Here is a 26,514-nt window from a genome sequence, read left to right on the forward strand (position 1 = left end):
CTGGAAGGGTAATGGCGCGGACACTTTACGAGAAGCTTTGGCAGAGCCATGTGGTTCGCCATGGCGAAGATGGTCCGGATTTGCTGTATATTGACCGGCAACTTGTCCATGAAGTGAGCAGCCCGAAGGCGTTTCGCATGCTCGCCGAACGCGGATTGCCGATGCGCCGGCCAGCCACGCATCTTGCCGTTGCCGACCACGCCGTGCCGACCGCCCATCGTGGCAAAATGTTCCGGGACAAGCAGGCGCAGGCCCAAGTTGCAGAACTGACCCGGAATGCCCAGAAGTTCGGAATACGCGAACTGGCTCTCAACAGCAGGGAACATGGCATTGTGCATGTGATCGGGCCGGAACTGGGGTTCACCCTTCCGGGTATTTCACTGGTTTGTGGTGACAGCCATACAACCACCCACGGGGCCTTTGGTGCACTCGCCTTCGGCATAGGCGCCAGCGAATGTGGAACTGTCATGGCCACACAGTGTCTCCCCCAATGGCGGGCAAAGACAATGCAGGTCAAACTCACCGGTGCCTTCCAGCCCGGCATATCGGCAAAGGATCTGTCGCTGGCCCTGATCGCCCAAATCGGTTCGGAAGGCGCAAAGGGCTATGCCGTCGAATATTCCGGTCCTGCTGTCGCGCTTATGAACATGTCGGCACGTATGACACTGTGCAACATGACAATCGAGGCGGGTAGCCGCATCGGCCTTGTTGCACCGGATGAGGTAACGTTCGGCTATCTCAAGGGACGCCCAATGGCACCTGTGGGGGAAATGTGGGACCGTGCCGTCGCCTATTGGAGCAGTCTCGTATCGGACCCCGATGCCGAATTTGATCGCGTCCTATCGATTGATCTGGACAGCATCGCTCCGCATGTGAGTTGGGGAACCAGCCCGGATCAGGCCGCTCCGGTCAATGCCGTGATCCCTGCGCCGCGCCATGAAAAGGACCTGAAAGCGCTGGAATATATGGCGCTTACGCCTGGCCAGATGCTGTCCGACATTGGCATAGACCGCGTCTTTATCGGCAGCTGCACCAATGCCCGTATCGAAGATTTGCGGTCGGCAGCTGCCATTTTGCAAGGCCGGAAAATAGCGCCAAGGGTAAAGGCACTGGTTGTGCCGGGTTCTGCCGCCACAAAAGAACAGGCGGAAAGCGAAGGGCTGGACATAGTGTTCCGGAATGCCGGTTTTGAATGGCGCGATGCCGGATGTTCCATGTGTGTGGCCATGAACGATGACCGTCTGGCACCCGGCGAGCGGTGCGCATCGACATCAAACCGGAATTTTGAAGGGCGGCAGGGTCCCGGTGGACGGACACATCTGATGAGTCCTGCTATGGCGGCCGCTGCGGCCGTTTCCGGCCACATTGCCGACGTACGGACGCTGTTGTCATGAAACCTTTTTCACAGGTGCGTGGGCCGGCCATTTCCTTACCCGAAGCCAATATCGATACCGATGTGATTTTCCCCGCACGCTTCCTTGTGATTACCGCGAGTGAGGGGCTTGGACGCTATGCCTTTTATGATCGGCGCTATGACACCGCCGGAAATCCGCAGCCAGATTGCGTTTTCAACCGGCCGGAAATGGATGGCGCACCCATATTGGTTACAGGCGCGAATTTCGGCTGTGGATCAAGCCGCGAACAGGCCGTGTGGGCCATCATGGGCATGGGTCTGACCTGCATTATAGCGCCGAGTTTCGGTGAAATATTTGCGGCCAACTGCATACGCAACGGCATTTTGACCGTCTGTCTCGACGACAAGGAGATCGCGAAACTCCACCTATATGCGGCTGCGGGTGCGGCGCTGAGTGTTGACCTGCAAGGCTGCGCCATCTCGGTCGATGGCGCCATATTTCCTTTTGCCATTGCCGAGCACCACCGGCAGGCCCTGTTGAACGGCTGGGATGAAACCGACACAATTCTCGCCCAGGATGCGGGCGCCATCGCAGATTTCGAGGGAAGGCAAAGGATGACGCAGCCCTGGCTCTATATCCAAGGGGAAAGTCGATGAGCGACGATCTTACCGCCAATTATGCGAAAGCCTATAATGTCAGGGTCGGCTTCGGAGTGCGCCCTGCGTTGATCCTTATCGATTTTTGCGAGGCCTATTTCGATCCGGAATGTGATCTCTTTGCCGATGTCGACGATGTCCTGGCGAGCGCACTCCGCATAAGGGAAGCGGCGCGTGCCGCCGCCATACCTGTCATTCTGACCAATGTCGTCTATCATCCGACTGGTATCAATGGCGGGCGCTTCTTTGAAAAAGCCGCCCCTCTCAAAAACTTCATTCAGGGTTCCCCAATGGGGGCCTGGCCGAAGGGCCTTGTTCCCCATGCCGACGAACTGGTCATTTCAAAGCAATATCCAAGCGCCTTTTTCGCGACCTCCCTTGCATCCACGCTGACCGCAATGGGCGTCGACAGTGTCCTATTGACCGGATTGACGACGAGCGGCTGTGTGCGGGCCTCATGTGTAGATGCGATGTCCCATGGCTTTCGCACCGCGGTCGTGGCTGATGCCTGCGGCGACCGCCATCCTGCACCGCATGACGCCAATCTGTTCGACATGAATGCAAAATATGCCGATGTTGTAAGCGAAGCCGAAACGCTTGAATTTCTGGCTGGTTTACGCGCTTAAGGGACGACCACCTGCCGGATTGCATTGCCGTCGGCCAATATGTCCATCAAAGAATTGATGTGCGACAGCGGTTCGACCGAACTGAGCAGACGGTCGACGGGCAATCTGCCCGCCCGCCACAGGGCAATATAACGCGGGATGTCCCGGCTGGGGATTGAGGAACCCATATAACTGCCCATCAGGGTTTTGCTGTCCGCGACAAGCGATAGCGCAGGAATAGACAGCATCTCCGAAGGATTTGGAAGACCGACCGTCACAATGCGACCACCCCGACGGGCGGCGCCATAGGCCTGGGCAAGTACGGCCGCCTTGCCGACCGTTTCAATCACAATATCGCATTTCGGAAGGTTTGCGGCCTCATCCGGCGCGACCGCAACGGCGGCCCCAAGCTCAAGCGCCAGCGCTCGTTTCTCAGGAGAAGGGTCAACGGCCAGAACAGGCACGCATCCGGCGGCAACCGCACCGAGCAGCGCCGCAAGGCCAACGCCGCCTAATCCGTAGATCAGCAGGGATTCGCCGGGACGGGCCAATGCGGTATTCATGACCGCCCCGACCCCTGTTAAAACCGCGCAACCGAACAGGGCGGCGATTTCCGGCGGTATATCGGCATCTATTTTGACGGCCGACCTTTTGTCGACGACCGCATGGCTGGCAAAAGCGGACACACCCAGATGATGGTGGATATCGCCTGTTTCGCACGACAAGCGCCGCCCGCCTGCCAGCAGACGCCCTTCTCCATTCGCCGCCGCGCCGTGCGGGCAAAGATAGCCCCGGCCCGCATGGCATTCGGGGCATTGGCCGCAGGCAGGCAGGAACACCAGCACGACCCGGTCACCGGGCTTGAATTCCGGATCACCGGCAGTTCCGGTTGCAATGACTGTTGCCGCAGCCTCATGCCCCAGAGCCATCGGCATAGGCCGGGGACGATCGCCGTTGATGACCGAAAGGTCCGAATGGCATATGCCGGCCGCATCGATCCGGACCAGCAATTCCCCCGACCGGGGATGCTCGAGATAGAGTGTTTCCAGCGACAAAGGGGCGTGCTCGGCATAGGGACGCGGCTGGTCACCGCTTTGCCGCAATACCGCCGCGACTGTTTTCTGGCTCATTCTGCGTCCTTCCCCCATTTGCGTTCGAACGCCCAGACATCTTCAAAGCCAATCAGCGAGCAGAATTCGCTGAAGCTGAATAGTCCATCGGGCTGGCCAATGCCCTTTTCCTTCAGATCGAGTAACGCCGTTTCCATTGCCTTGGCTGCGGCCAAGGAGGTCAGCGAAGGATAAATGGCGTAGGCATAGCCGATTTCCTTAAGAACCGATGCCAGCGGCACGGGGCTTGAGCCGCCATTGGACATGTTCGCCATCATAGGCTTGCCAAACAGGCTACAGGCCTTTGCCATTTCCTCTTCGCTTTCCAACGCCTCGGGGAACAGGACATCGGCGCCTGCCTTTTCATAGGCCTCAATCCGGCGCATGGCGCCATCAAAGCCCTCGCTTTGCCGCGCATCGGTCCGCGCAATGATCAGAAAATTTTCCTTGTCCTCCCGGGCATCGGCAGCAACCTTGATCTTTTCGACCATCTCTTCGACCGGGATCAGCCGCCGATAAGGAGTATGACCGCACTTTTTCGGAAATTCCTGATCTTCCAGTTGGATTGCGGTGACACCGGCGGCCTCATAACCCTTTACCGTATGGTGCACGTTCAACAGACCGCCATAGCCTGTATCGCCGTCCGCAATCACCGCCGCATTGCTGGTCTTTACCAGCGTCTCCATGCGGTTCTTCATTTCGGTATAAGTGACAATTCCGGCGTCCGGCAGACCCCATGCCGAAGCGGTCAGCCAATAGCCCGTGCCATAGACCAGATCAAAACCGACCTTGTTGGCCACCACCGCAGCAATCATGTCCTGAATGCCGGGAACGACAAAAAATTTCCCGGATGCGAGTTTGTCACGAAAAATTGTTCGGGCCATTTAGTCGTCCTGTCCATCTCCGGGATTGCCCATAACCAGTTCACTTAGTCTTTTTCAATGCGCGAGCCCGATCTTGCGTCGCTCTAATGCGACGGGAACCGCCTGCAGACTGCGAATTTCGCAGACTATCCGACATGCGGTCGACGCGCGATCCGGCAGTTCCGGTGCCAAAAAAATGGTCGATAGGTGGATATTCACCGGCTAGAGTTGTCCGGACATTTTGATTGTAGATTAGTATCGATCAGGATTAGTATGGCCTAATCCCAAATAAGAATCTGAACATACAATGGGTAATTAATCAAAACACAGAGGGTAAATTTCACAGCAATATACGGAGGGTTAGATGGGAAAAGTTAAGCAAACGGGAGCGCGTGCCTCCTGGCTTTTGGCAGGCGCGGCCTTGGTGTCGGTTCTGCTCGCTTCGCCGGTTTTTGCACAGGATAACGAAGCGGTCGCCGAAGAGGGCGAAGGGGAAATTCTGGTTGTCGGCGTTCGCAAACGTGATGAAGAAATCCAGACTGTTCCCATTTCGATAACGGCATATTCGGCCGAAGGTCTTGCCGAACGGAATATTTCCAACTTTGCCGATCTGGGTAACGCGACCCCCGGTCTGAACGTTACCAGTATCGCTGGTGGCACGACACAACAGATATTTGTCCGCGGTCTTGCGCCTGCAAATACAACCACTGACCTGAACGTCGAGGCGAATGTCGGCACGTTCATAGACGGCATTTATCAGACAAGCCGCAATACACTCGACATGATTTCCGTGCTGGACGTCGGCCAGATCGAAATTGCCAAGGGGCCGCAAAGCGCGCTCTTCGGCCGCTCGACCTTTGCAGGGGCCCTGAGCATCGCGACACGTCGTCCGGCCCGGGATTTCGAAGGAAATATCTCCGCTACCGTGGGTGTCGACGAAGATTATCGCATCAGGGGGTCCGTATCGGTGCCCTTGGGCGACAAAGCCGCGATCCGGATCAGTGGTGGTTATCTCACCTATGATGGCTGGGGCAAGAATGCGGCCGATACGTCCGACAATCTTGGCGGCACCGAAAAATATGCCATCAGCGGTTCCTTGCAGCTGAAGCCGAGCGACAATTTTACGGCAACACTTTCCGGCTTTCTGACGCATTCGGAAACGGAAATGACACCGGTCACACAGGTGCCCATTACCGCCTTCAACTGTGGCACAACCAACGCAACCCTGGGATTGCGGCAGCAAGTTTGCGGCGGTCTGACGGCCAGCAAGGTGAGCAACCTTTCAACCGACATTCCCGATACCCTGGCTAAGGCACGCCAAGTTTCGATGGAACTCGATTGGGAACTTGATGGCGTCCGTATTGTCAGCACCACCGGTCTGACGCGTGCGTCGAACCGGGCCTATAATGACTATGACGGCACTTCGGCAGGGGTCACCATGGGTGTGTGCGGCCTGGGTGCCGGATGCCTGGCATTTGCGCCCTTCTTCGGTGCGCCGGTTCCCTATACCCGGCTGACCAGCGTCAACCTCTATTCAACCGGCCTCGAAAAGGTAAAAACCTTCAGCCAGGAAATCCGTCTGCAATCGGCAAATGACTCGCCATTCCAGTGGATTTTGGGCGGCAATTATTTTGAGCAGAAGATCCCTGTAGCGGCAGGCGGTATCGGTGCGGACTCGCGTGGCCTCGCCGCCAATGAGCGGCTGGTTCAGGTCAATCCGCTCACCTTCCCGGCAACCGGCGTGGGTGGCTATGATTTCACGGCCAACGGCTTCCTCACCACCAACCCCTCATCGGGGCAGCTGTTCTCCAGTTGGTCAAAGGCAAGCACCAAGACGATGTCAATCTTTGCATCCTTGGGCTATGAGTTTGGCAACCTCAGGGTCAATGCCGAAGGTCGTTACAATATCGACCGCAAACGGGCACAGGTCTTTTCGGTCAGCAACCCGACCGTCGCGCCCAATGTCAACCAGTTGATCGTTGGCACCACGGTTCCTGCCGCCGGCCTGTTCCCCGTGACGGGTCCGCTAATCGCCAAAACCTTCGAAAGCTTTGCGCCGCGCGTGACGCTGGATTTCAAGGCCGCCGATGACGTGCTGCTTTACGCGTCGGCGTCAAAGGGTGTTCGGTCGGGCGGTTTCAACACTGCGAACGCGGTCAGCACCACCGGCATTCTGGCCAGCGAAGTTGCCTATGACGAAGAAGCCAACTGGACCTATGAAGCCGGTATCAAGAGCCAGTGGATGGACAAGAAGCTGCTGGTCAATCTCTCGGCCTTCTATGTCGACTGGACCAATGCCCAGGTCTCCAGCTTCACCGAAAATCCGACGGCTGTGAACCCCGTTCGTATCATCCGGAATATCGGCGGCATCAAGACCAAGGGCTTTGAAGCGTTGGTCGAGGTAAAGCCCATCGAGATGCTGGGCATCGGCGGCAGCGTCACATTCTCCGACGTGGAGTTTGGCGCAGGAACATATGACGGCGGCACCGTGACGCAGTGCGTTATCGGTACCGGTGCAGCGGCTACTGCTGCGCCGGGTTGCCCGCCCGTTATCGTTGTAACGACGCCGAGCGGCGCGGTCCGTGCGGTTCCTTCGATCGAAGGCCTGCGCCCCGCGCGTTCGGTGGAGCTGCAATGGAATTTGCACGCAACACTCGATGCGCCGATTTCGGATGAGTGGAACGCATCGGCGCGTGTCGATGTTAATCACACCGGCCCGTCCTTCAACAACATCATCAACACGATTACCTTTGGCAATCGCACGTTGACCAATGTTCGTCTGGGCTTTTCGAATGACCGGTTCAGCATCGCCCTGTGGGGCAATAACATCTTCAATAAGGTGTATGCTGCAAATGCGATCAACCAGCCTCGTGCCGGCCTTCCGGTATCCTTTGTGGTACCGGAAGTTTATCTTGGCGAACTGCGCCGCTTTGGCGTGACCGCTTCCGCCAAATTCTAAGTCTGAAATGGGCGCGCCATAGACCCTATGGCGCGCCCATTTTCTTTTTTTCGGGAAGGGCAAGGGCAGTGACGGAAGCAATATCGGGTCCATCATCCGTTTCGAAACGAATAGAATGGTCCATCATCGCGGTGGCTTTGACCATCGACTTGACGACCATATTCCTGCCCCGCGCCGACAAGGCACTTCCCTTACGCGAAGATCTTCGCAACATTCATATGTTTCTGGGCACGATCCTGTTCATCCTCGTTGCATCGCGGCTGATCCGCTGGATCCGGGGAGACCTCCCACAAACACCGCAGGGAATATCGACTGGAGCCGCCATCTGGGGCATGGTCCTGCTGGCATCCGTTTACATGCTCCAGATTGCCAATCCCATCGTCGGCTTCGTGACGGCATGGGCGCAGTCCGACCTGCCCCTTCAGGCAGGAGGCCATGGCGACATCCTGCATCGCGCAACCTGGCTGTTTTCCGGCTATATGCATTCGGCGATTGCATTCGGGATTACGCTGCTGAAGGTTGCGGTTGTTCTCACCATGCCCTGGCTGCTTTTCCGGCATGGCAAGGGTGCACTGTCCGGACTTCCCGCCGGCCTCGGTTTCTGGGGACTGGCGAGCATGAGCAGCACCGTGTTCGCATTTTCGACCTTCAAATCCTATGAAAATGGTCCGACGGCGGTCGGCATCTTCTGGCTTTTATGCTTTGCCATTTGGGGCCTCGCCCGGCTGTTTCGCCGAAACCGGGCAACTGCGAATGACACGCCCGAACTGGCAAAGGGATGGAAACGCGGCCTCGCTGTCGCGACCGCCGGCGCGATAGCCGCATTTGGCCTTTACGGCCCCTACGCCATGTTCCGCGTCTCGCCCTTTGAAAAGCCGGTCAATGTCGCAGCGGCGGCTGGCGTAACCTCGCACGCTGCTCCCGCAAAAACCGAGATTGTCCAGCCGGAAACCGATTTTGAACGCCAGGTGCGGGCCGAGACATTTAAATGGTGCACCTTCTGCCATTCGATGAAAAAGGGCGGTGCCCATATGGCCGGCCCCAATCTTTATGGAATTTACGGACAGACGATCGCGACCGTTCCGAATTTTCCTTATGGCGACGCTCTGGTTGCACGCGGGAAGCGCGGGGAAAAATGGGACGATGCCGCTCTGGACGCTCTGCTCGCCGATCCTGACAAATTTGCACCGGGAACGACGATGGTCATTTCATCCGGCAACATCACCGATCCGGCACGCCGCAAGGCCATCATCAATATCCTGAAGCGGGAAACAGGCGCAGCGGCGCAATGATGGGATTGAACGGGACCATATTCCTGGACCACGGATAGGTCGAGGTCATAGCGGTTCCGGGCCCTGGCCAGCCCAGTTAGCACTTGCAGACTATCGGCGGTGCGCTCTGGACCAGGCCTTAATCCGCTGCATCACATTGCCGCGGATATCGGCATAGAAAAGCCCGAACTCATGATAATGCAGACTTCCCCCCGGCAGCGGTTCCAGACCAAGTGCCGGATCGGCCTTTGTGACCAGAAAACCATCCTTGCATTCGGCAGCAACGCTAGCGGGCACAAGCGGCTTTAACGCGCCTTCGCCCGCTCCACCCGGAACGGCGCCCTTGCTGGCGCTGGCAATGGCCGCAGGCTTTTTGCGGTCAAAGGTCAGGGGATTTACACAGAGCGGGGTCCGTCCCTCGTCCGTCCCATATTCATGGGCGTAGCGGGTGCCGGCGAAGCGGCGCAACATGGCAAGATCGGCGTCTGTAGTCACGGCATTCCATGCAAGAACGCAGCCTGACTGGTCCGGCCGGTCGCAGGGCACGAGCGATTTGAACGTCCGGCCAAATGCACCTTCGGTAATATCAAGGCCAATGACATAAGCGGCCACCATCCGCTTTTGGACTTTCTGTCCATCAATACGGTTCCGCAGCAAACGCATTGTCATTTCCGCACCTTGGCTATGTCCGGCAATGATGAAGGGCCGCCCCTTGTTTTCATGTTCGATGAAATAATCAAATGCCCTTTCGACATCAGAATAGGCCAAAGCATAGGCCTTGCCACCATCCCCCTGCATCAACCTGTCCTTGGTCGCCAGAAACGAGGCCTGCCGGTATCGCGGGGCATAAATGCGGCAGCATCCGTTGAATAGGGCGGCCTGCCGGCGGATAACGCTGGTGTCCGTCCAGTCGTTCACACTGTTATTGGCAATATCCTGATTCCAGCGATCGGGTGTGCGGTAGGTGGTGGGGTGGATGTAAAAGACATCGACATCCTTCCGCTTCAGTGCCTTGCTCGCGCCCGGCGGAACGGCAGTGCTGACACCCGGAGCATCCGGGCGTGCGGCCCATGCCGCCGGATTGCGATAATCGGGGACGGGGGGTGCCTCCTGACTGTCAAATGCCGGAGCGGTTTGCTGCGCGGGTGATGCCGGGGCGAGCGCGGCCAACAAAATGCCGAAAGAGAGCATCTTATTTGGTATCGACATAGCTTTACCCTCACCGTAATTTTCAAATAGCAACCAAGCAGATTGGACCTGACCCGTTTCATGTGCCAGCGCGAATATCCGATAGATGGATGATCAAATTGTTGGCGCACCGTTGGAAGATTGTAGAGGCACGCTACCGCAATGCACTCCCTTTTTGAACGCCGACAATTTCTGACCGCTCTGCTTGCATTGGGCGCAACTCCTTTAATGGGTGCCGCTCCCCTGTCCTCGCCGCGTAAATCGTCCCTTAAGGTGGCGGGGGACCGAACGGTCGATATCTGGACCTGGAAGCCGCAAAAAAGGTCGCGGGGTGTAATCCTGTTTTTTCACGGCGCTCTTTCCGCACCATGGAAATATGAACGCCTGATCGCATTTTGGGTTGATGCGGGCTTTACGGTTCACGCACCGCTTCATGTTGATTCCAGCGATCATCCCGACAGGGCAAAATATCCGGGCATGGCCAGCTGGCGTTGCCGGATCGAAGATATGCACGCCCTTGCCGATACATATGGGAAGCGGGGCTTTGTTGCTGCGGGCCATAGCTATGGAGGGCTCGGTGCCCTGACGCTGGGGGGCGCGCTGGCCAGCAGGCCTGAGGGCGTGAACAGGCCGCTGGCGGACAGCCGGGCCAGAATGGTTCTGGCATTTTCGCCTCCCGGTCTCATTCCGGCACTTATCGATGCGCCTGGCTATGCTGGTATTTCCGTGCCGATGCTGCTGCAAACCGGAACATTGGATATTCCGCCCGGTGAAAAAAGCTGGGAAGGGCATCTTGCCGCTTATCATTCGGCCCCTGCAAAGGGCGACAAGTTCGCTCTCGTCCTTGAAGGCGTCGATCATTATTTTGGCGGTGGCATATGCCGCCCCGAACTGCCCGGTCCGGTGCAGATGGACCAACTGACCGTTGCCGGCGCCATTTCCGTGCAGATGCTCGACGCCTATATGGCGGGCAACAAGTCCGCCCAAAAGGCACTGCAAAGCCGGTTGGCGGATCGGGGACCGGTTTTATTCAGCCGGAAATAACTAGGGTCAGGACCTGACCTTTAGCCGACGGCAATGTCCGCAATGGTGGACCGATAGCTTTCTTCACTTTCCGCATTGGCCGCTTCATTGGCTTCCTTGCGCGCCAGATAAAAGAGCCGCTCAAGAAAATCCTGTCGCCATGCCTCGCGTGCCTCGAGCGCTTCTGTGTCCAGAACCAGCACCTCAATTTCTTGCGCCATATTGATGCCATGCGCCTTTGCGACCCGTTCCTGGCTGTCCAGCCGGTCGTGCAGCACCGCGATTTCATTCGCGAGGACCATGATCATGGACATCGCCTGATCGAGCCCTTCTGTCGGAAAAAACGCCGGGCGCTTGCCCTTCACGTTCTTGATGACATGCGGCCGGTCTTGTGCTGCTCCCCCCATCATGCCGCTGCCGCCAGGGTTACGGGCTTTTCGCCGATCAACACTTCCCAGCCGCCGCCCGGGGCATATTCGCCGGCCGCGAATTCACGTTCCGCCACGGCTTCTGCTGCTTCATTGGAATAGCCCGGATCTTGCCCGGCAAATTCCATGACCGCCATCGGGGCGGTGTCGAACCGGATTGTCTCGGTCGGAAAGCCTGCTTTCTTCGCCAGTTCGATCTGGTCCATATCGCGCATTGCACCCCAAAATGGCTCATTATTATACCATGTTTCATTGTCCAGAATGAACTGCGTGAACGGGTCCATCAGGTCGAACGGCGGCAGGTCGGCATGGATCATCAATCCGCCCGGCGCCAGCAGCCGCCAGCTTTCGTTGAATATCCGGGGCATCGCCTTACCGCTGGTTTCGTGCAGCAGGATGTGGCTGACAACCAGATCGAAATAGCCATCTTCGAACCGGGTTTCTTCCGCATTCATCTGGGCAAAATTGACATCGAGGCCCATCGCGGCCGCGCGGGCATGGGCGTAGCGCACAACAGGCGCGCCCACATCGATGCCCCACACTTCGGCGTCGGGGAAATATTCCTTATAGGGTAATGTCGCGTGACCGACGGTGCAGCCCATGTCCAATATCCGCTTGGGCCTGAAATCGGGCCGGTTGCGCTTGAGATAGTTACAAACGGAACGGCCCATATCGTCATTATGCGGGCCCATATAACCCATGGCGTACAGATATACGCCGCGATCATACAAGATGCCGACGGACACATCTTCCTGCGTCACTTCCGACGTATAGCCGCCGGGCATGCAGTGGATGTCGAGCGCGGTGACGTAACGGGGCGGGACGAACCCTTCCGGAATATCCAGCGACGCCTGCGATGCCGCGCTGAGCTGCCGCGCGCGTTCAATCAGTTCGGGAAGCTCGCGGTCCACACTGATGTTGGTTGCCTCCCACAGCAGTTCCTGAGCGATTCTGTTGGTCGCCGCATAGGTCTGGAAATAGGAATCCTTCACCATGGCTTTGCGAATATCATAGCGGTCTTTGGGGGGTGATCCGGTTTGCCGTTCGAATGCCGGGGCTACCCGCTGGTTATAAACCGGGTGAAGACCGGGCAAAAGGCGCTGCTGGATAAAGCTTTTGAGGCTTTTTGCGAACTCCTGGCGCGCTGCCTCATCGTGCGTCGCGGTGGGGAGCATTGCATGCTGCGCTTGCTGAAAAGTGTTAAGCATCATCGCCTCCTGAATTTGGCTTAATAGACAATTCCCCGGCGGGGAATGCAAGCGCATGACACCGTCCCTATCCATCCATCGGATAACTGCACCCGGCATGTCTTGCAAATCTCCGCAAACATCGCACTATCCCCGATGACGAGGCATCAAGGGAGAAGCAGATGAGTAATGATCCTACAGGCAGGGGTTTTTCGCGTCGTGAAAGCCTGGGCCTTGCCGGTGCAAGTCTTGCTCTTGCGGCAGCTCCCGCCATCGCGGCAAAGCCCAAAGTCAGCTTCCTCACCAAGATTGATCTGAAAAACCCGCAATGGAACCGCGATACCTATGCGCGTATTGACGGGGAACTGGATGTCACCAAACAGAAGGTCAGCCGTATCAAGGGCAAAGTCTACGGCGTCAGGGACAATGAAAAGATCCGTCCGCTGTTCCAGATGGACGGTTTTTCGGTGGTGCGCACCCTGCGTTTGCCCGATGGCAACTGGCGCCGCATTCTCAAGGAAGTTGTGTTCTACCGCGACCTTGAAACGGGCAAGATCATGGATCGCTGGCGCAATCCCTATACCAATGAAGACGTCAAGGTTGTGCCGATTGCCAATGATCCTTTCAACTATGACATTCGGGACACAAAACCGCAGCCTCCCAGCTATGGCGGGCTGAACAAGGACCAGCGCGCGCCGGAACCGTTTCTGCTCGACTGGAGCGACGGCCCGGAAGGCACGCTGATTCTGGAAACAGGCATCGACCTCTTTTATCCGGCGGCGCTGCAGCCCGACAAATGGCCGCGCGAGTCGGCAGGGGCCTTCAACCGTGTTTCCGAACATTTCCTGTTCTTCGTGCAGCGCAAGGATATCGAGAATCCAAAATTGACCGCCTTGCCTGTCACCGGCAGCTGGTCCCGTATCACCCCATGGCTTCCCTGGATGCTGATGGGGCAGGCGCCGGGCTGCATCAATTATTTTGCCTCCTTTGCCACCGTCTCCAATGGCATAGCCGGCCTGCCCGCCGATCTGGTGGCCGCCGCCAGGGCCATCGATCCCAAATATCTGGAAGCCCCGACGGAGGATTATGGTCCCTCGCTCTCCAGTCTTGAAAATTATGTGAAGACGCAAAAGCCGGCGCCCGTCCCCGAAGGCTGGTCACCGCCGCAACCGCCTGCCCCGCCATCCTTTCCGCCACGCAAGTGAGCATAGCCACAGCCACGGCGGCGGGGTCCAAAGCTAGGATCTCGCTCGGAAGACAGGTCGGCTATGGCGCAGGCCAGATAGCGGGCCAGATTTTCCGCGATGTTCCCTCGCTCTTGCTGCTCTTCTACCTCACCACCGTGGTCGGCATCGATGTCGGAACCGCAGGCGCGGCGATCTTTGTGCCCAAAATGGTGTTCGGGGTCGGCTCCGATATGTTGGTAGGTGTATTATCGGATCGCTGGCGAAACAGGCTCGCCCGGCGCTGGTGGTTGCTGGTCGGTGCCCTTCTGTCGCCGCTTGCAATGATTCTCCTGTTTCATATCCCCCAGGGGAGCGAACTTTTCCGTGTCACCTATGTAGCTGTCAGTTTCAGCCTCTATATGGCTGTCTTCGCTTCATTTTCCGTGCCTTATCTCGCAATTGCCGGTGAATTGGCAGGCAGTGCGCCCGAGCGCACAAAGTTGATGGCATGGCGTCTGGTGTTCACTTCCATCGGCGTTCTGCTGGCCGGCGCGTTGGCACCGATGCTGGCGGAACGGTTCGGCGGTGGTGCGGAAGGATATCAAACCATGTCGCTGGTGCTCGCCGCGATTTGTCCCTTATCCCTGCTCATCGCCTTTTTCGGCATCGGGAAGACTGAGCCGGTTGCCGATACCGGCCTTACCCAAGACAATCTTTTGGCAGCGGCCGCAGGGTTGACTTTCCGTCAGGCTCTCTCGGTTCTGACCCGTCGCCGGTTCGCGATACTTTTCAGCGCCAATTTCCTGCAACTGGTTGGAAGCGGCATGGGTTACGCGTCGCTGCTTTACTTCATAGCCTATAATATGGGCCGGACCGACGCCCTGTCTGTCGTGGGCGGCGTCGTGATGGCAGCCTGTGCCGGCATCATCATGGCACAACCCGTCTGGGTCGCGGCCGCCGGCAAAATCGGCAAAATCCGTAGCTATGTCATCGCCTCGGTGATTTACTCGGCCAGCTACTTTATCTGGATGTTCTGTGCCGAACTCGGCGTTTGGGTTGCCTATGTCCTTGCCTTCACGGCGGCGATCGGAAACTCCGGCTGGGCCATGCTGAGCTTTGCGATGCTCACCGATGTTTCGAGCGACGATGAAGAGCATGCCGGTCTTTACTGTGCGGCGTGGGTTGCTGCCGACAAAATTGCTTTCGCTCTGGGTGGGACGCTTTTGGTCGGCGGCGTTTTGGCTGCATTCGGATTTGACGCCCAAAAGGCTATGAACGGATTGCCGCAAACGGACCAGGCTCTGCTCGGCGTTGCCATCGCATTCGGCCTGTGCCCTGTCTTGCTCAATCTTACAGGCGCTGCGCTTTTGGGGTTCAAAGGCGAAGAAACCCGCGATTAATCGTCAGGTGGATAGTTTATCCGTCAGGCGGATAGAGATGGTAACTGCGCCACTCTTGCGCCAAAATCAGCAATATCACATCATTGCTGAGAGGAGGCGGCAGCATGAAAGGCGTACCCATACAATCCTTTAGCCGGGCGATATCGGCGCTGAAGGCGATAAACCGTCATGGTTCGATGACGATGATGGAGATTTCAAGGGCTGCCAAAGTGCCCTATCCCACCGCCCACCGGATCGTGCAGACATTAATCTACGAGGGATTGATTGAGCAGGAGCCGGCCCGAAAGCGCTACCGGCCGACAGGCTTGGTGCAAACCCTGTCCAGCGGATATCAGCATGACGGCCGGCTGGTGGAGGTTGCACGACCATTGATTGTAGAACTCACACGCAAGGTGGGATGGCCGGTTTCCATCGCCATTCGTGTCGGCAAGAATATGATGTTGCTTGATAGCACCCATGCCAACACCTCGCTGACCTTCGCGCAATATTATCCGGGATTTACTCTGCCCCTGCTTGATAGCGCATCCGGCAAATTGTCGCTCGCCTATGCGGAAGAAGATGATCGCGAGCAGATTTTGAAATGGATGAGTGCGGATCAGGATATCGACCCTGAATATCTGGCCGAGGCGAAAGGTGCGCTTAATCTGGATGGCGTTCGGGAACGAGGTTATGCGCTGCAGGGACGCAATTACTTCAATCACACTCCGGGTAAGACATCGTCGATCGCAGTGCCCATTTTCGCCGACGGCAAATTTGAAGCAGCGATGACTCTGGTGTTTTTCGTATCAGCTATGAAAATCGAAAACGCGTTACAAAGCTATCTGCCGGAGATGCTCGCAACAGCCAGCGCTGTAAGCGCCGAGCTGTCTCAATAATATTTATCACGTCAGACCGGCACCGAGCGGCAGTCATAATCAAACAGCCCAAGTGTTTCCTCGTTTCGAAGATTTGATATCCCGAAGAGATCCGTATCATCGCCTTGCATGCGATCGGCATTGGCGTTGGATTCAGCTTGGATAAAACTCGTCCGCTCGTGACGCGCCTGTACATAGCGTTTCAGTCCTTGGGCTATGCTTGCACTGTCGGAAAGTGCGCGGGCGAGGACAACGGCATCTTCAACCGCGCAAGAAGCTCCCTGACCGAGAAAAGGCGTCATGGCATGCGCGGCATCGCCAAGTAATGTGACACAGTCATCCAATACCCAGTTATCCAGCGGTGTGCGTGCATTGATCGCCCATTTATAATGCGGAACACTTTCCGCCGCCGACACCATTGCCTGGGCCTCGTCGCACCAGCCTTGATAAGTCGCCGCCAAATCGCCCGGCTGGGATTGAATTGTCCAGCCATCATCCGTCCAGCCGTCCTGTCGGGCAAAAAAGACGAGATTTAGCATAGTCGAATTGCGTACCGGATAGCGCGTTATCATGCGGCCGGGGCCGATATGAACACCCGGCCAGTCGGTCACATCACGAAGCCTGTCGGTCACCCGCACAACCGCACGCCAAGCGACATGGCCTGTAAAGTGGGGAGCTTTGGATTCGAATATTTTCCGGACGACCGATTTTACACCATCTGCGCCGACAAGAATGTCGGAAGCAATCCTCTCCCCGGATTCCAGAATTGCTGTTGAACCATCAACTGCCGAAACTGGGGCATTTGCCTGCAATTTCACACCCGCATGCACAGCAGCATCTACCAATATGGCATGGAGGTCGGCGCGATGGATATAGACGTAGGGCGCGCCATATTTTGCACGCGAGTCCGCACGTTCCAGTGTGAACATCGCGCGGCCATCTTCCCAATGCTGTATACGCTGTCGTTTCGGCTCCACACCCGCTTTTGCAATCCGTTCCATTTCGCCGATGAAATCGAACGCCCGCATGGCGTTGGGTGACAAGGTAACTCCAGCCCCGACTTCGCCAAATTGAGGCGCAGCTTCCAGAACCGTGACCTGGAATCCCGTCCGCGCTAAAGCGGTCGCAGCGGTCAATCCGCCAATGCCGCCCCCGACAATACAGATTGAGGACCCGTTCATGCCAATTGCCCCGGGATATGTTCTTCGTGGTGCGCAAGGTACCAATCCGCGATTTCCTCACGAGTGGCCCACCAGACGCCGGGCAGCGATTGCGCATGTTCGATAAACTCACGGATAGCACGCACCCGATGCGCCCGGCCCGAAACGTGAGGATGAAGGCCGACATTCATGATCCGCCCCGTCGTTGCACCCTCTTCATACAGAACATCCAACTCTTCTATCAAAGCCTGGGCGAACTGGTCGGTGGTAAAATTTTTCCGAGTTATGAATGTGAAGTCGTTGATCTCGTTCGAATAGGGCACCGATACGATAGGACCATGCGGGGTGCGCAGCAAATAGGGCTGATCATCGTTCATGATGTCGCAGTAAAATGTGCAGCCCTGCTCTGCGAGGATGTCCGCGGTCTGTAGCGTCCCGCGCAACGATGACGATAGCCACCCCTTAGACTTCCGGCCGGTATGCTTTTCAAATTCGGCTAGTGACGCCAGAATGATGTTACGCTCTTTTTCGGGATCGTGGGCGAAATTGGAAAGTAGTTCGCCCTGTTCCCAATTATGGGTCAGCAACTCCCAACCACGGTCCAATACCGCATCAGTCATTGCTTTTCGCCGCTGAAATGTCACTGCATTCGTCGTGCAGCTCGCCTTGGCGCCCATTTTGTCGAACAGTTCAAAGAGCCGCCAGATACCGACACGCTGGCCATATTCCCGCCAGGTGTAGTTGGGAAAATCAGGCACATTGCCGGGAAGGACATCCGGCAAAATCGCCGGTCCACCCGCATAGTAGGGCTTGTCAGTGTCTTTGGTGAGATCCCATGTTTCCAGATTGAAAGTCAGGATAAGAGCCACACGCGCACCGTTGGGCCATTTCAGCGGATTGCGTTGCGGAAGCGGAATATAATCATAGTCCATGGTAACCAGCCCTATTCAATCAAGCCCGAGTGCAGTTGGATTCATCAGATTATGCGGGTCGAGCGCGGCCTTTGTCGCCAAAACAAGCGCGCGCGCCGTCGGATCCAGCCGATCAAAATAGGGATAGGCCCGGCCAATCTGGAAAAAAGCAGCATCGTTGAGCCGCAAGAGATCGATAAGTTCCTGCTTGAAGCGATGTACTGCGGAGCGCTTTTCATCTGATGGGGGATAGGCGGGAATGTTCGACAGATAATCCGCATCCAGTACCGTATCATGAAACGCCGTTCGAGCGTCCGGCCAGTAAATGGCAACTTCATACAAAAAACCCGTTGCGCCGACGCTGCTGAACATGGTTCCCACCCATATGCCATTGGCTTCCATGAATTCCCAGCGATCGGAAAGAAACTGCACAAATTGTTCATGAAAGGCGCTGACGCGGTCATGGGTCAGAATACCATGTATAGGAACCCAACGTTCGCCCTTGGGACCCAGAATATTGTAGAGAGGCGCAAAGGGCATCGCCCTTACAAAGGCCGGGGTTGTATTCGCGATCTCGGTCGAATGCGGCGCGGCAATCTGCCGTATCCGCGCTGCCTTGGCCGCAACCTCGCTAGAATCTGTTCCTTCAACGATGAAGTGCGCCATATAGTTGGCGGCACGAAGTGCATCTTCGCCCGCCGCTGCCATTCGGAGCAATTGCTTAAGCCCGGCATAGAGGCTGGGTGCAGTCCGGATGATGCCGCGCGCGATACCGATCTTTGCACTGATCCCGGCTTGCTTTCCGATCTGCCCCTGCGACAAAGCCAGATCGACGCCGAAGTGCGAGTCATCGAGCTGCTCCAGCGATGCCTTGCTTACCAATGCGTGATAGTCCTGTAAGGTCGGGCACGCGAAGGAGATAGCTTCAAAGGCAGGCTGCGCCTTCAGCAGCGGCAAGGTCACCGCGGCTTTCAACCCGAATGCCCCGCAATCACCTGTGAACAGTCCCGTCAGGTCCGGGCCGAAAAAACGTGTAGCTTTCGACGCGGCGGTATTGAGTAACTCCCCATCTGCCAGCACGACTTCGATGCCGAGTACCGATTGCGCGGATATACCGTGCCGGCCACTGCCGTGGCTGATGGTATTCTGACTGATGCTGCCGCCTACCGTTGCGGCAATTCCCGAAAAGGGACCCCAAAAAGGCGTTCGCAACCCCAAGGGGTCGAGCGTCGCCTTCAGATTGGCCCAGGTTGTTCCACTTCCGACGCGCACCTGTGCGTTCACATGGTCAACTTCGATGAAATCCAGCCCCGCCAGATCGAACAGGACATGCCCGCCCCGTGGAAAAAGATAGCCGTCTGTGTAGGATGCGCCACCGCCCCTGGGGACCATAGGAACGTGCGCCGCCGCGCAGATTTTCACGGCCTGCTGCAGCGCGGCTATATCATGCGGTCGTACGATACAAATGGGAGCCGCAGCAGATGTGAAAACATCGTGCCGTACAAGTTCGAGCGCAGCGTCTTCCGTGACGACGGAAGCAGGGCCCAGCGCAGACGTCAGAGAGTGAATGACAGCGTTGATGACGACAATCCTTACCAGCTAATCCTGCTTGCGCAGACAGCACAGTCGAGCACGGCACGGCATGCATTAGCAAGAAAATATCCACCCTGCGGCTGTGCCGTGTGATTTTCACTGACTCCGATGCAATTGCTTCATAGATTGCAGGCAAATTCTAGGAGCGCGGAGCGATGACCATAGCATGTCCACCCCTGTCCGAAAGTGTTCGGGCATTCCTTGCCCGACAGGCCGGCGGAACAAGGTTGCTCATCAACGGGGAATGGGTTGCAGCCGGAGGGGAGGCATTTGCGACGGTTGATCCTGCTACCGGTTCGCAACTCGCCATGATTGGCCGATCCACCGATGCCGATGTGGATGCCGCAGTCGCTGCGGCAAAGTCTGCCTTTTCCGCGTGGTCCTCGACCGTACCGGTCGAAAGGGCGCGGATCCTCTGGAAAATTGCAGACCTGATCGAGCAACATGTCGACGAACTGGCCGAGCTGGAAACACTCGACCAGGGCAAGCCTCTTTTTGTGGGGCGCTGGGCCGAAATCCCAGGTGCCATCAACCAGTTCCGTTTCTTTGCCGGACAAGCGATGGCGATCGAAGGAAACACCATCGAAAGTTCGATCAACTACCAGCCGCCGGGCAAGCAGATTTCGAGCTGGACAGTCCGTGAGCCTGTCGGCGTTGTAGCCGCCATCGTACCTTGGAATTCTCCGTTGGTGCTGACCGCGATGAAACTCGCGCCCGCGCTGGCCGCCGGTTGCACTATTGTGCTCAAGCCTGCGGAAGACACGTCACTTACCGCAATCCGTCTCGCCGAACTTATGACCGAAGCCGGTTTGCCGGCGGGTGTTCTCAATGTCGTAACGGGACTGGGTGCAGATACCGGTGCGAAACTTGCCAGCCACCATGATGTCGCAAAGATCGCCTTTACAGGCTCGACAGCGACGGGACGTGCTATTCTTGATGCTGCAAAGACCAATTTCAAGCGTGTAACCCTGGAACTGGGTGGCAAATCCCCCGTAATTGTTTTGCCCGATGCCGATCTGGACCTCGCCATTCCCGGCGTTGCCAATGCCATCTTCTTCAATGGCGGCCAGGTCTGCATCGCAGGTTCACGCGCCTATATACACCAGTCCATCCATGACCAGGTCATTGAAGGTGTTGTTGCCTATGCACAGAATCTGAAGCTGGGCCACGGTCTTGATCCGTCGTCACAAATGGGCCCCCTTGTATCCCGACGCCATGCCGAGAAGGTTGAAAACTTCATCAACGGCGCAAGAACCGATGGCGCCGACGTGCTGACCGGCGGCAAACGGACCGGCGAGGCTGGCGCCTTTGTCGAGCCTACCGTGCTTTCCGGCTTGCGGTCCGATATGGAAATCGTGCGTGAAGAAGTGTTCGGCCCGGTACTTGCCGCACATAGCTTCAACGACACCGATGAAGTTGTCGCTGCAGCAAATGATAGCCCTTATGGACTGGCCGCAAGCATCTGGACACAATCGCTTTCGGACGCGCATCGTCTGGCAAAAGTCATGCAGGCAGGGACCGTGTGGATCAATTGCCACGCCATGTATGATGCGTCTTTACCCATTGGCGGCACCAAATCCTCCGGTTGGGGTCGCGACAGCGGCAAGCTCGCCATGGACAATTATCTTGAATGGAAAACGGTAACGGCCGTGTTTTGAGCAAAGGGGCCTGTCATGTTCTATGAAGCCTTTCATGAAACCGTCAGCAGACGTTCATTTTTTGGTGCTGTAAGCGGAGCGGCTATTTTCGCAGCGGTAACGCCGGCAGTTGCAAAAACAGCTGGAAATGTCCGTCCCCTCGATATCCATGACCCGCGGGAAAATCTGTATGGTTTTGCGAAGATGTGGGGCACCATCGGCGACAAGGCGGTGTTGTCAGGCTACCAGGGCACCCAATATGCGATTGTAGGTGATAAACGAGCAAAACCCCTTTTTGGCTATGCGGGTTTTGGCAACATCCGGAATATCATCCAGCCAGATGGCAGTGTCAAAGTCATGGGAAAAGAATGCGGCTATTTCACCGACCTCAAAAGTGGAGAAATACTGGACCATTGGGACAATCCCTGGACCGGCGAACGAGTGGATGTCTTTGCCTTTCTGAATGACAAGTTTCGAGGAACGCTGGGGCTTGAACGTAAGGTCTTTAAAGTTGGGGATGGCGAAACCGCCAATAACGACACCGGTAACGCCAAGAAGGGAGACCCGTTTCTTCTCCCTTGGCAAATTGTGGGGGACCAGTATCTGCTTGGGTGGGATTATGCCCATGAATACACAAATCCGGTGACACCCGAGGGATGGCCAAAAGCTTCGACTGGACACCGTGTTAATCCTTCTGAGCATTTTACGCTTTTTACGCCGCGCAACGAGATCGATGATCGTTCTATTCTATCGGCCCGTTACCACGCTGGCTTTATGCGCCAAGCTCCTTGGTGGCCTTGGATGCGAATGGGGCAGAGCGGCGTCAAAGGTGTTCTGATGGGACGCATGCACAGTTACAAGATTACAGGAGGCATGGACGATGTTCCCCCGGCTGTGCGCAAACGTGTCGAAAAGGACCGTCCGGACCTGTTCGAAGAACCGACAGATGGCCCTGACTTGGGCGTTATCGGGACGCTGGAACGTTATGCAGAAGACGTACCTCCCGAAGTCCCGGGATATGTGCCAGCCGCAAGACCGCACATTTAGCGCGCGGAAAGCGCTTTCATAATCATGTTGGGAAGCTTCGCATTATCCCATTCGGGACTAGGCGGAGGCGTATCGCCCATGCGCAGGATCGCAAGCTTGTATTTGGGTGACAGATACAGGGTCTGATTGCTGTTGCCGTCAAACAGGAAGAGATCGGGATCAAGATAGGCTTCGCTATGCAAGACCTGCGGACCCGGCCTTCCCGGCGCGCCAAATCCCCGACGCGGCTGCCAGGGGGACCCAAGCCAGATCCCGAGGCCATAATGCGGGTTTTGCGCCGTTCCGGTCCGCATCGCTTTGACATATCCTTTAGGTAGCAATTGCTTGCCCGATGCCTTGCCGTCCGCCAGTAAGAGGAGGCCAAGCCGCAACCAGCTTTCTGCGGGCAGCATCATGCAACAGCCTGAATGCGCGAGCCCGCCGTCACGGTTAACCCAGACAGTTCCACCTTTGGCCCCGATCGGCGCCAGAACATGGTCGCCCACGAATTGCGCATAGCGCATGCCGCTGGCCTTTTCGATCACCAGCGCCACCAGCTCGCTGGGCGCATTGGCGTAAGCGTAGCGTGTTCCCGGCGTGTCGGTCAGCGGATAGTGATCGACGATGTAGCGGCCATGATCCGGATCAAGATAGGCCCGGTTCCAGGGATGATCCGGATCTGGGCTGAACCCTTGATCCAGCAAGCCCGAGCGCATGTCGAGAAGATGCCGGATCTTCATCGCCGCTTTCGCCGTCCCCCGCCATTCCGGAATAAAATCCGCAACAGATTGATCCAGGGACTGGATCATCCCCAGCTTGATCGCCCGTCCGACCGCAATCGCCGTCAGTGGCTTTGCCATCGACTTGGACACCAGAAGGCTGTCCTTATCCTTTCCGCCGAAGAAACGCGCCAGTTCGATTTTTCCGTCGCGCCAGACCAGCAGGGTGGACGATCTGTTTGCCGCAGCATAGGCCTCCGCCTCCGACAATATGGAAGGCGGGATTTTTTTACCGGACGGCCGTTCCGGCAACACGTGATATTCGCGGGCACCTTCAACGCGCTCCAAGGGAGAATAATCAAAATTGGTAGGCGCTCTGCTGAAAGCTTCGAACCGCTGTTTGTAGACAGTCTCTTGATCCGCGTTTCCGGCCGCAGCATGCGCTGGCAATAGTAGCGCCAGAATCGCTATACGGTTCCGCAATTTCCTCATATCTTTTCAAGTATCTCGAGCGCCGCGATTTCGGCCGTCTCCATGGCCGATTCCATGCCTGGTTCCATTCGGCGCAAATGTTCACCCGAAAAATGAACGCGTCCGTGCGGCAGCGCCATATCCTTGGCAAACATCTTGACTTGCCCTGCGGCAAAACAATGTTTGTTTCCGCCCACAAACGGATTTGCTTCCCAACTATAGTTGAAAAGAGGTTGCAAAGCCCCCTTCATCGATGGCCGGCTTTCCTCGAGTTCGCGCATGACAAAGCTCAGTTGATCCTCCGGCTTCATGGCGTGCAAGCGTGTTGCTCCATCACCGTTGAGCCAGACAATGAACGCGCCATGGTCACCTGCGCGGTTGCTGATGACAAAGCCGCGTTCGAAAAAGCGGTCGGTCCAGATCGAGGGAGGGAGGCCATCCGCTTCCCAAAAGGGTTTGAGCACGCGGAAATGGAACTGGGTCGTCGCCGAATAAATCGCGCCGAAGACAGCATTGGCCTGCGCAAGTGGTAATCCCGGGTTAAAACGGATGCGCCGGAGCGCCGAAAAAGGTGCGGCCATGACCATGAACCGGCTGCGCAGACGTTTGCCATTTGCAAGGCGTGTTTCGACTTCATCACCGGCCTGCTCCACGGCGACCACCGGGCTGTTCAGCCTGACGCCGCCCTTGATCGATGCGGCCATCGCCCGTGGCAAGGCATCGGAACCACCCACAATATAGCTTCGGGTTACGGCATTGCCGGCGCCATATTGCGGTTTGGTCGGATCGCGATAGCCTTCCACCTTTATCCGGGCCATGTCGCGAAATATGCTCATGGCAGAAACTGAAGCCAGGCTTGGTCCGTTCAGGTCGACATCTGCCAACCGGATGGCCGCCTCCGAAACGCCGCGCGCGCGCATATATTCAGCCGCCGAAACATCATGCGGGAAATAATCCGGATTCAACCATTCCGCCGGATCTTCGAATGGCAGCCAGTCAAAGAACAAGCGGTTCTGCAGAAGATAGGGCAGGATTTCCCGCTCTTTCCCTTCGGTATGGTTGGCATCGGACCCCGCCCAGTCCTGCGGTAGGATCAGCTTTCCTCCGATATCGAGAACAAATGGTGTGGATTTTGCGCCATCTTCGGTCAATCCGACATTCAGGCGGGTACAGGCATCCCGGATACGTCCATAATAGGGCCCCACCTCGCTGCCACCCAGTTCCGCGGTATAGCCTTCTGCCCGGCCAGTCCGCAGACGCCCGCCAACACGGTCGGATGCTTCCACGACGACGACCTTCAGACCTTGCTGCTCCAGCAACTCGGCGGCGTGCAAACCCGAAAGGCCGGCGCCGACGACAACGACGTCCCATTTATCCGGCGTACCACCTGCCTTTGTTTTGGCGAGCGCAGGTACGGTCCACGATCCTAAAGCGAGAGCGCTGGCGCCAAGAACGGCCCGGCGTGATATATTTTTGGTGTCTATTCCCATAACGACAGCTCCCGCCAAAATGCCATCCGGGCTGTCGCCATTCACCATAGTGGCATGCCGCAACCGGGATATCCCTTACCCGAGACGGTTGTGCATCTCTTACTGTGCTGATTCAAGCGGGATGAGGGTCATGTCTTCGCAAGGCGGATAGATTGGCGAAGCCTTTCCACGTCCGGAAAATACAGTCGCATATTGAAGACTGCTAATTATCCAGAGCCACGGAGCGTCTAATCATGTCTGCAACCGAGCGTTGCCAAGTCGTTATTGCAGGGGCGGGACCCGTCGGAACTGTCATGGCAACATTACTTGCCCAGGCGGGCATTGATACGATCGTGCTGGAGGCAGGCGCGGATTGCGCGCAGGATTTGCGCGCATCGACATTTCATCCGCCTACGCTGGAGATGCTCGACCAGATCGGTATCACGCCGATGCTGATCGAGCGCGGCTTGAAAGCCCCCATTTATCATTGGCGCGACCGCCATTCTGGTGAAGTCATCGAATTTGACCTCACCGAGATTTCGGACGTGACACGCTATCCCTTCCGAATCCAGTGCGAACAATATCATTTGTCGCGGGCACTGGCGGAAGGACTTGAGCGCTATACGTCTGCCGACATTCGTTTTTCCAACCGCTTGCTCGCGTTTGAACAGGATGACGAAGGCGTGTCGGTCCATGTCGAAACGCCCACGGATATCCGGCACATCCGGTGCGACTGGTTAATCGGGGCGGACGGAGCGAACAGCATTGTGCGGAAGTGGCTGGGGATCGAATTTGACGGCTTCACTTATCCCGAACGTTTTCTGTGCCTGTCAACCGATACGGAACTAGGCGATTATCTGCCCAATCTCGCGCATGTAAATTATGTGTCTGACCCTGATGAGTGGCTGGTACTCCTCCGTGTTCCTTCCGTGTGGCGGGTGCTCCTTCCCACAATAGTAGACCAGTCGGACGACGAGCTTCGCTCGGATGAAACGAAGAATACCGTGTTTGACCGTCTTATCGGCAATGGCGCCGCCGTCCGGACATTTCATAGGACCCTGTACCGGGTGCATCAGCGCGTGGCGCAGTCCTTCGTGCAAGGGCGCGTGATGCTGATCGGCGACGCGGCCCATCTTAATAATCCACTTGGCGGTTTCGGGATGAATTCCGGGGTGCATGATGCGTTTAATCTTTTTGAAAAGCTCCAACTGGCCATCAAGGCCGGCAAGCCCAATGGCAGTCTGGCCCAATTTGACCGCCAACGCCGTCAGGTAACACATGCCTTTACGCAAGCGCAAACCATCCAGAACATGGCCTACATGCGGGGCGGCGCGGGTGAAGAACATGCGTTGCGGCGCGCGGACATGCTGGCGCTGCACGATGATGATGACCGCCGGCGCCGATATCTCCTGCGGCAGGCGATGTTCGAAAGTCTCGATCAGGCAGCGGCAATTCAATAGGATC

At 57.0% G+C, this 26,514-nt stretch carries 22 protein-coding genes; 12 read left to right on the plus strand and 10 right to left on the minus strand.

Annotation, left to right across the window (positions count from 1 at the left end; genetic code table 11):
* Positions 1 to 11 precede the first annotated feature (11 nt).
* Genes leuC through FOM92_RS10835 form a run of 3 tightly spaced genes read left to right on the plus strand, consistent with a single transcriptional unit; the run spans position 12 to position 2,637 of the window.
* Complete coding sequence (gene leuC / locus FOM92_RS10825; RefSeq protein ID WP_143776883.1) at positions 12 to 1,394, plus strand: 3-isopropylmalate dehydratase large subunit; 1,383 nt, start codon at positions 12 to 14, stop codon at positions 1,392 to 1,394.
* A complete protein-coding gene (leuD, locus tag FOM92_RS10830) occupies positions 1,391 to 2,011 on the plus strand; it encodes a 3-isopropylmalate dehydratase small subunit (RefSeq protein WP_143776884.1) in 621 nt (206 codons plus the stop codon). The genes leuC and leuD overlap by 4 nt, the downstream gene beginning before the upstream one ends.
* Entirely contained in the window at positions 2,008 to 2,637 is a 630-nt protein-coding gene (locus tag FOM92_RS10835; RefSeq protein ID WP_143776885.1) for an isochorismatase family protein, read from the plus strand. Before leuD ends, FOM92_RS10835 begins: the two co-directional genes overlap by 4 nt.
* On the opposite strand, the gene FOM92_RS10840 is transcribed toward FOM92_RS10835, so the two are convergent.
* Positions 2,634 to 3,746, minus strand: coding sequence for a zinc-binding dehydrogenase (locus tag FOM92_RS10840; RefSeq protein WP_143776886.1), 1,113 nt, complete (start codon positions 3,744 to 3,746; stop codon positions 2,634 to 2,636). The genes FOM92_RS10835 and FOM92_RS10840 overlap by 4 nt on opposite strands.
* A complete protein-coding gene (locus FOM92_RS10845) occupies positions 3,743 to 4,609 on the minus strand; it encodes an isocitrate lyase/PEP mutase family protein (RefSeq protein ID WP_143776887.1) in 867 nt (288 codons plus the stop codon). Before FOM92_RS10845 ends, FOM92_RS10840 begins: the two co-directional genes overlap by 4 nt.
* A gap of 343 nt (positions 4,610 to 4,952) precedes the next feature.
* Between FOM92_RS10845 and FOM92_RS10850 the strand changes: the two genes are divergently transcribed.
* Both FOM92_RS10850 and FOM92_RS10855 read left to right on the plus strand, forming a co-directional pair.
* Positions 4,953 to 7,547, plus strand: coding sequence for a TonB-dependent receptor (locus FOM92_RS10850; RefSeq protein ID WP_143776888.1), 2,595 nt, complete (start codon positions 4,953 to 4,955; stop codon positions 7,545 to 7,547).
* A 68-nt stretch (positions 7,548 to 7,615) separates the two neighbouring features.
* Positions 7,616 to 8,839, plus strand: coding sequence for a c-type cytochrome (locus FOM92_RS10855; protein ID WP_143776889.1), 1,224 nt, complete (start codon positions 7,616 to 7,618; stop codon positions 8,837 to 8,839).
* 90 nt (positions 8,840 to 8,929) lie between these two features.
* On the opposite strand, the gene FOM92_RS10860 is transcribed toward FOM92_RS10855, so the two are convergent.
* Positions 8,930 to 10,027, minus strand: coding sequence for a DUF3089 domain-containing protein (locus FOM92_RS10860; protein WP_143776890.1), 1,098 nt, complete (start codon positions 10,025 to 10,027; stop codon positions 8,930 to 8,932).
* Positions 10,028 to 10,168: 141 nt separating this feature from the next.
* Here FOM92_RS10860 and FOM92_RS10865 point away from each other — a divergent pair, with 141 nt between their 5' ends.
* A complete protein-coding gene (locus FOM92_RS10865; RefSeq protein WP_143776891.1) occupies positions 10,169 to 11,050 on the plus strand; it encodes an alpha/beta hydrolase in 882 nt (293 codons plus the stop codon).
* Between the two features lie 20 nt (positions 11,051 to 11,070).
* Here FOM92_RS10865 and FOM92_RS10870 read toward each other — a convergent pair whose 3' ends face one another.
* Positions 11,071 to 11,439, minus strand: a complete 369-nt coding sequence (locus FOM92_RS10870; RefSeq protein WP_143776892.1) for a hypothetical protein — start codon at positions 11,437 to 11,439, stop codon at positions 11,071 to 11,073.
* On the minus strand, positions 11,436 to 12,668 hold the full coding sequence (locus FOM92_RS10875; RefSeq protein ID WP_246087262.1) for a class I SAM-dependent methyltransferase: 1,233 nt from the start codon (positions 12,666 to 12,668) through the stop codon (positions 11,436 to 11,438). The genes FOM92_RS10870 and FOM92_RS10875 overlap by 4 nt, the downstream gene beginning before the upstream one ends.
* 158 nt (positions 12,669 to 12,826) lie before the next feature.
* On the opposite strand from FOM92_RS10875, the gene FOM92_RS10880 reads away from it, so the two are divergent.
* From FOM92_RS10880 to FOM92_RS10890, 3 genes are all read left to right on the plus strand, one after another.
* A complete protein-coding gene (locus FOM92_RS10880) occupies positions 12,827 to 13,849 on the plus strand; it encodes a DUF1838 family protein (RefSeq protein ID WP_143776893.1) in 1,023 nt (340 codons plus the stop codon).
* The gene (locus FOM92_RS10885; protein WP_170226864.1) at positions 13,846 to 15,210 is read left to right on the plus strand and encodes an MFS transporter; all 1,365 of its coding nucleotides are present in this window, start codon (positions 13,846 to 13,848) and stop codon (positions 15,208 to 15,210) included. The genes FOM92_RS10880 and FOM92_RS10885 overlap by 4 nt, the downstream gene beginning before the upstream one ends.
* A 104-nt stretch (positions 15,211 to 15,314) precedes the next feature.
* Complete coding sequence (locus FOM92_RS10890; protein ID WP_143776895.1) at positions 15,315 to 16,085, plus strand: IclR family transcriptional regulator; 771 nt, start codon at positions 15,315 to 15,317, stop codon at positions 16,083 to 16,085.
* Positions 16,086 to 16,096: 11 nt separating this feature from the next.
* Here FOM92_RS10890 and FOM92_RS10895 read toward each other — a convergent pair whose 3' ends face one another.
* Genes FOM92_RS10895 through FOM92_RS10905 form a run of 3 tightly spaced genes read right to left on the minus strand, consistent with a single transcriptional unit; the run spans position 16,097 to position 19,734 of the window.
* Positions 16,097 to 17,245 carry an FAD-dependent monooxygenase gene (locus FOM92_RS10895; protein WP_143776896.1) on the minus strand — a complete coding sequence of 383 codons (1,149 nt, stop codon included), beginning with the start codon at positions 17,243 to 17,245 and terminating at the stop codon, positions 16,097 to 16,099.
* Positions 17,242 to 18,156 (minus strand): polysaccharide deacetylase family protein, encoded by a 915-nt coding sequence (locus FOM92_RS10900; RefSeq protein WP_143776897.1) that lies wholly within the window; start codon positions 18,154 to 18,156, stop codon positions 17,242 to 17,244. Before FOM92_RS10900 ends, FOM92_RS10895 begins: the two co-directional genes overlap by 4 nt.
* 15 nt (positions 18,157 to 18,171) lie before the next feature.
* Positions 18,172 to 19,734 (minus strand): FAD-binding oxidoreductase, encoded by a 1,563-nt coding sequence (locus tag FOM92_RS10905; RefSeq protein ID WP_143776898.1) that lies wholly within the window; start codon positions 19,732 to 19,734, stop codon positions 18,172 to 18,174.
* A 149-nt stretch (positions 19,735 to 19,883) separates the two neighbouring features.
* On the opposite strand from FOM92_RS10905, the gene FOM92_RS10910 reads away from it, so the two are divergent.
* A complete protein-coding gene (locus FOM92_RS10910) occupies positions 19,884 to 21,386 on the plus strand; it encodes an aldehyde dehydrogenase family protein (RefSeq protein WP_143776899.1) in 1,503 nt (500 codons plus the stop codon).
* Between the two features lie 15 nt (positions 21,387 to 21,401).
* Complete coding sequence (locus tag FOM92_RS10915) at positions 21,402 to 22,412, plus strand: DUF1838 family protein (protein WP_143776900.1); 1,011 nt, start codon at positions 21,402 to 21,404, stop codon at positions 22,410 to 22,412.
* Here the strand turns inward: FOM92_RS10915 and FOM92_RS10920 are convergent.
* The gene (locus tag FOM92_RS10920) at positions 22,409 to 23,560 is read right to left on the minus strand and encodes a serine hydrolase domain-containing protein (RefSeq protein WP_170226865.1); all 1,152 of its coding nucleotides are present in this window, start codon (positions 23,558 to 23,560) and stop codon (positions 22,409 to 22,411) included. The two genes, FOM92_RS10915 and FOM92_RS10920, sit on opposite strands and share 4 nt — an antisense overlap.
* Positions 23,561 to 23,598: 38 nt before the next feature.
* Positions 23,599 to 25,134, minus strand: coding sequence for a flavin monoamine oxidase family protein (locus tag FOM92_RS10925; RefSeq protein ID WP_143776902.1), 1,536 nt, complete (start codon positions 25,132 to 25,134; stop codon positions 23,599 to 23,601).
* A 170-nt stretch (positions 25,135 to 25,304) separates the two neighbouring features.
* Between FOM92_RS10925 and FOM92_RS10930 the strand changes: the two genes are divergently transcribed.
* Positions 25,305 to 26,510, plus strand: coding sequence for an FAD-dependent oxidoreductase (locus FOM92_RS10930; protein WP_143776903.1), 1,206 nt, complete (start codon positions 25,305 to 25,307; stop codon positions 26,508 to 26,510).
* The last annotated feature ends 4 nt before the right edge of the window (positions 26,511 to 26,514 follow it).

This window comes from Sphingorhabdus contaminans (assembly GCF_007280415.1).
GTDB lineage: Bacteria > Pseudomonadota > Alphaproteobacteria > Sphingomonadales > Sphingomonadaceae > Sphingorhabdus_B > Sphingorhabdus_B contaminans.

Excerpts from the sequence above, each read along its gene's own strand:
- FOM92_RS10840 (WP_143776886.1), bottom strand. The coding sequence starts at position 3,746 with ATGAGCCAGAAAACAGTCGCGGCGGTATTGCGGCAAAGCGGTGACCAG.
- FOM92_RS10850 (WP_143776888.1), top strand. The coding sequence starts at position 4,953 with ATGGGAAAAGTTAAGCAAACGGGAGCGCGTGCCTCCTGGCTTTTGGCA.
- FOM92_RS10870 (WP_143776892.1), bottom strand. The coding sequence starts at position 11,439 with ATGATGGGGGGAGCAGCACAAGACCGGCCGCATGTCATCAAGAACGTG.
- FOM92_RS10900 (WP_143776897.1), bottom strand. The coding sequence starts at position 18,156 with ATGGACTATGATTATATTCCGCTTCCGCAACGCAATCCGCTGAAATGG.
- FOM92_RS10930 (WP_143776903.1), top strand. The coding sequence starts at position 25,305 with ATGTCTGCAACCGAGCGTTGCCAAGTCGTTATTGCAGGGGCGGGACCC.
- FOM92_RS10875 (WP_246087262.1), bottom strand. The coding sequence starts at position 12,668 with ATGATGCTTAACACTTTTCAGCAAGCGCAGCATGCAATGCTCCCCACC.
- FOM92_RS10910 (WP_143776899.1), top strand. The coding sequence starts at position 19,884 with ATGACCATAGCATGTCCACCCCTGTCCGAAAGTGTTCGGGCATTCCTT.
- FOM92_RS10915 (WP_143776900.1), top strand. The coding sequence starts at position 21,402 with ATGTTCTATGAAGCCTTTCATGAAACCGTCAGCAGACGTTCATTTTTT.
- FOM92_RS10845 (WP_143776887.1), bottom strand. The coding sequence starts at position 4,609 with ATGGCCCGAACAATTTTTCGTGACAAACTCGCATCCGGGAAATTTTTT.
- FOM92_RS10865 (WP_143776891.1), top strand. The coding sequence starts at position 10,169 with ATGCACTCCCTTTTTGAACGCCGACAATTTCTGACCGCTCTGCTTGCA.
- FOM92_RS10890 (WP_143776895.1), top strand. The coding sequence starts at position 15,315 with ATGAAAGGCGTACCCATACAATCCTTTAGCCGGGCGATATCGGCGCTG.
- FOM92_RS10895 (WP_143776896.1), bottom strand. The coding sequence starts at position 17,245 with ATGAACGGGTCCTCAATCTGTATTGTCGGGGGCGGCATTGGCGGATTG.
- FOM92_RS10880 (WP_143776893.1), top strand. The coding sequence starts at position 12,827 with ATGAGTAATGATCCTACAGGCAGGGGTTTTTCGCGTCGTGAAAGCCTG.
- FOM92_RS10860 (WP_143776890.1), bottom strand. The coding sequence starts at position 10,027 with ATGTCGATACCAAATAAGATGCTCTCTTTCGGCATTTTGTTGGCCGCG.
- leuC (WP_143776883.1), top strand. The coding sequence starts at position 12 with ATGGCGCGGACACTTTACGAGAAGCTTTGGCAGAGCCATGTGGTTCGC.
- FOM92_RS10835 (WP_143776885.1), top strand. The coding sequence starts at position 2,008 with ATGAGCGACGATCTTACCGCCAATTATGCGAAAGCCTATAATGTCAGG.
- leuD (WP_143776884.1), top strand. The coding sequence starts at position 1,391 with ATGAAACCTTTTTCACAGGTGCGTGGGCCGGCCATTTCCTTACCCGAA.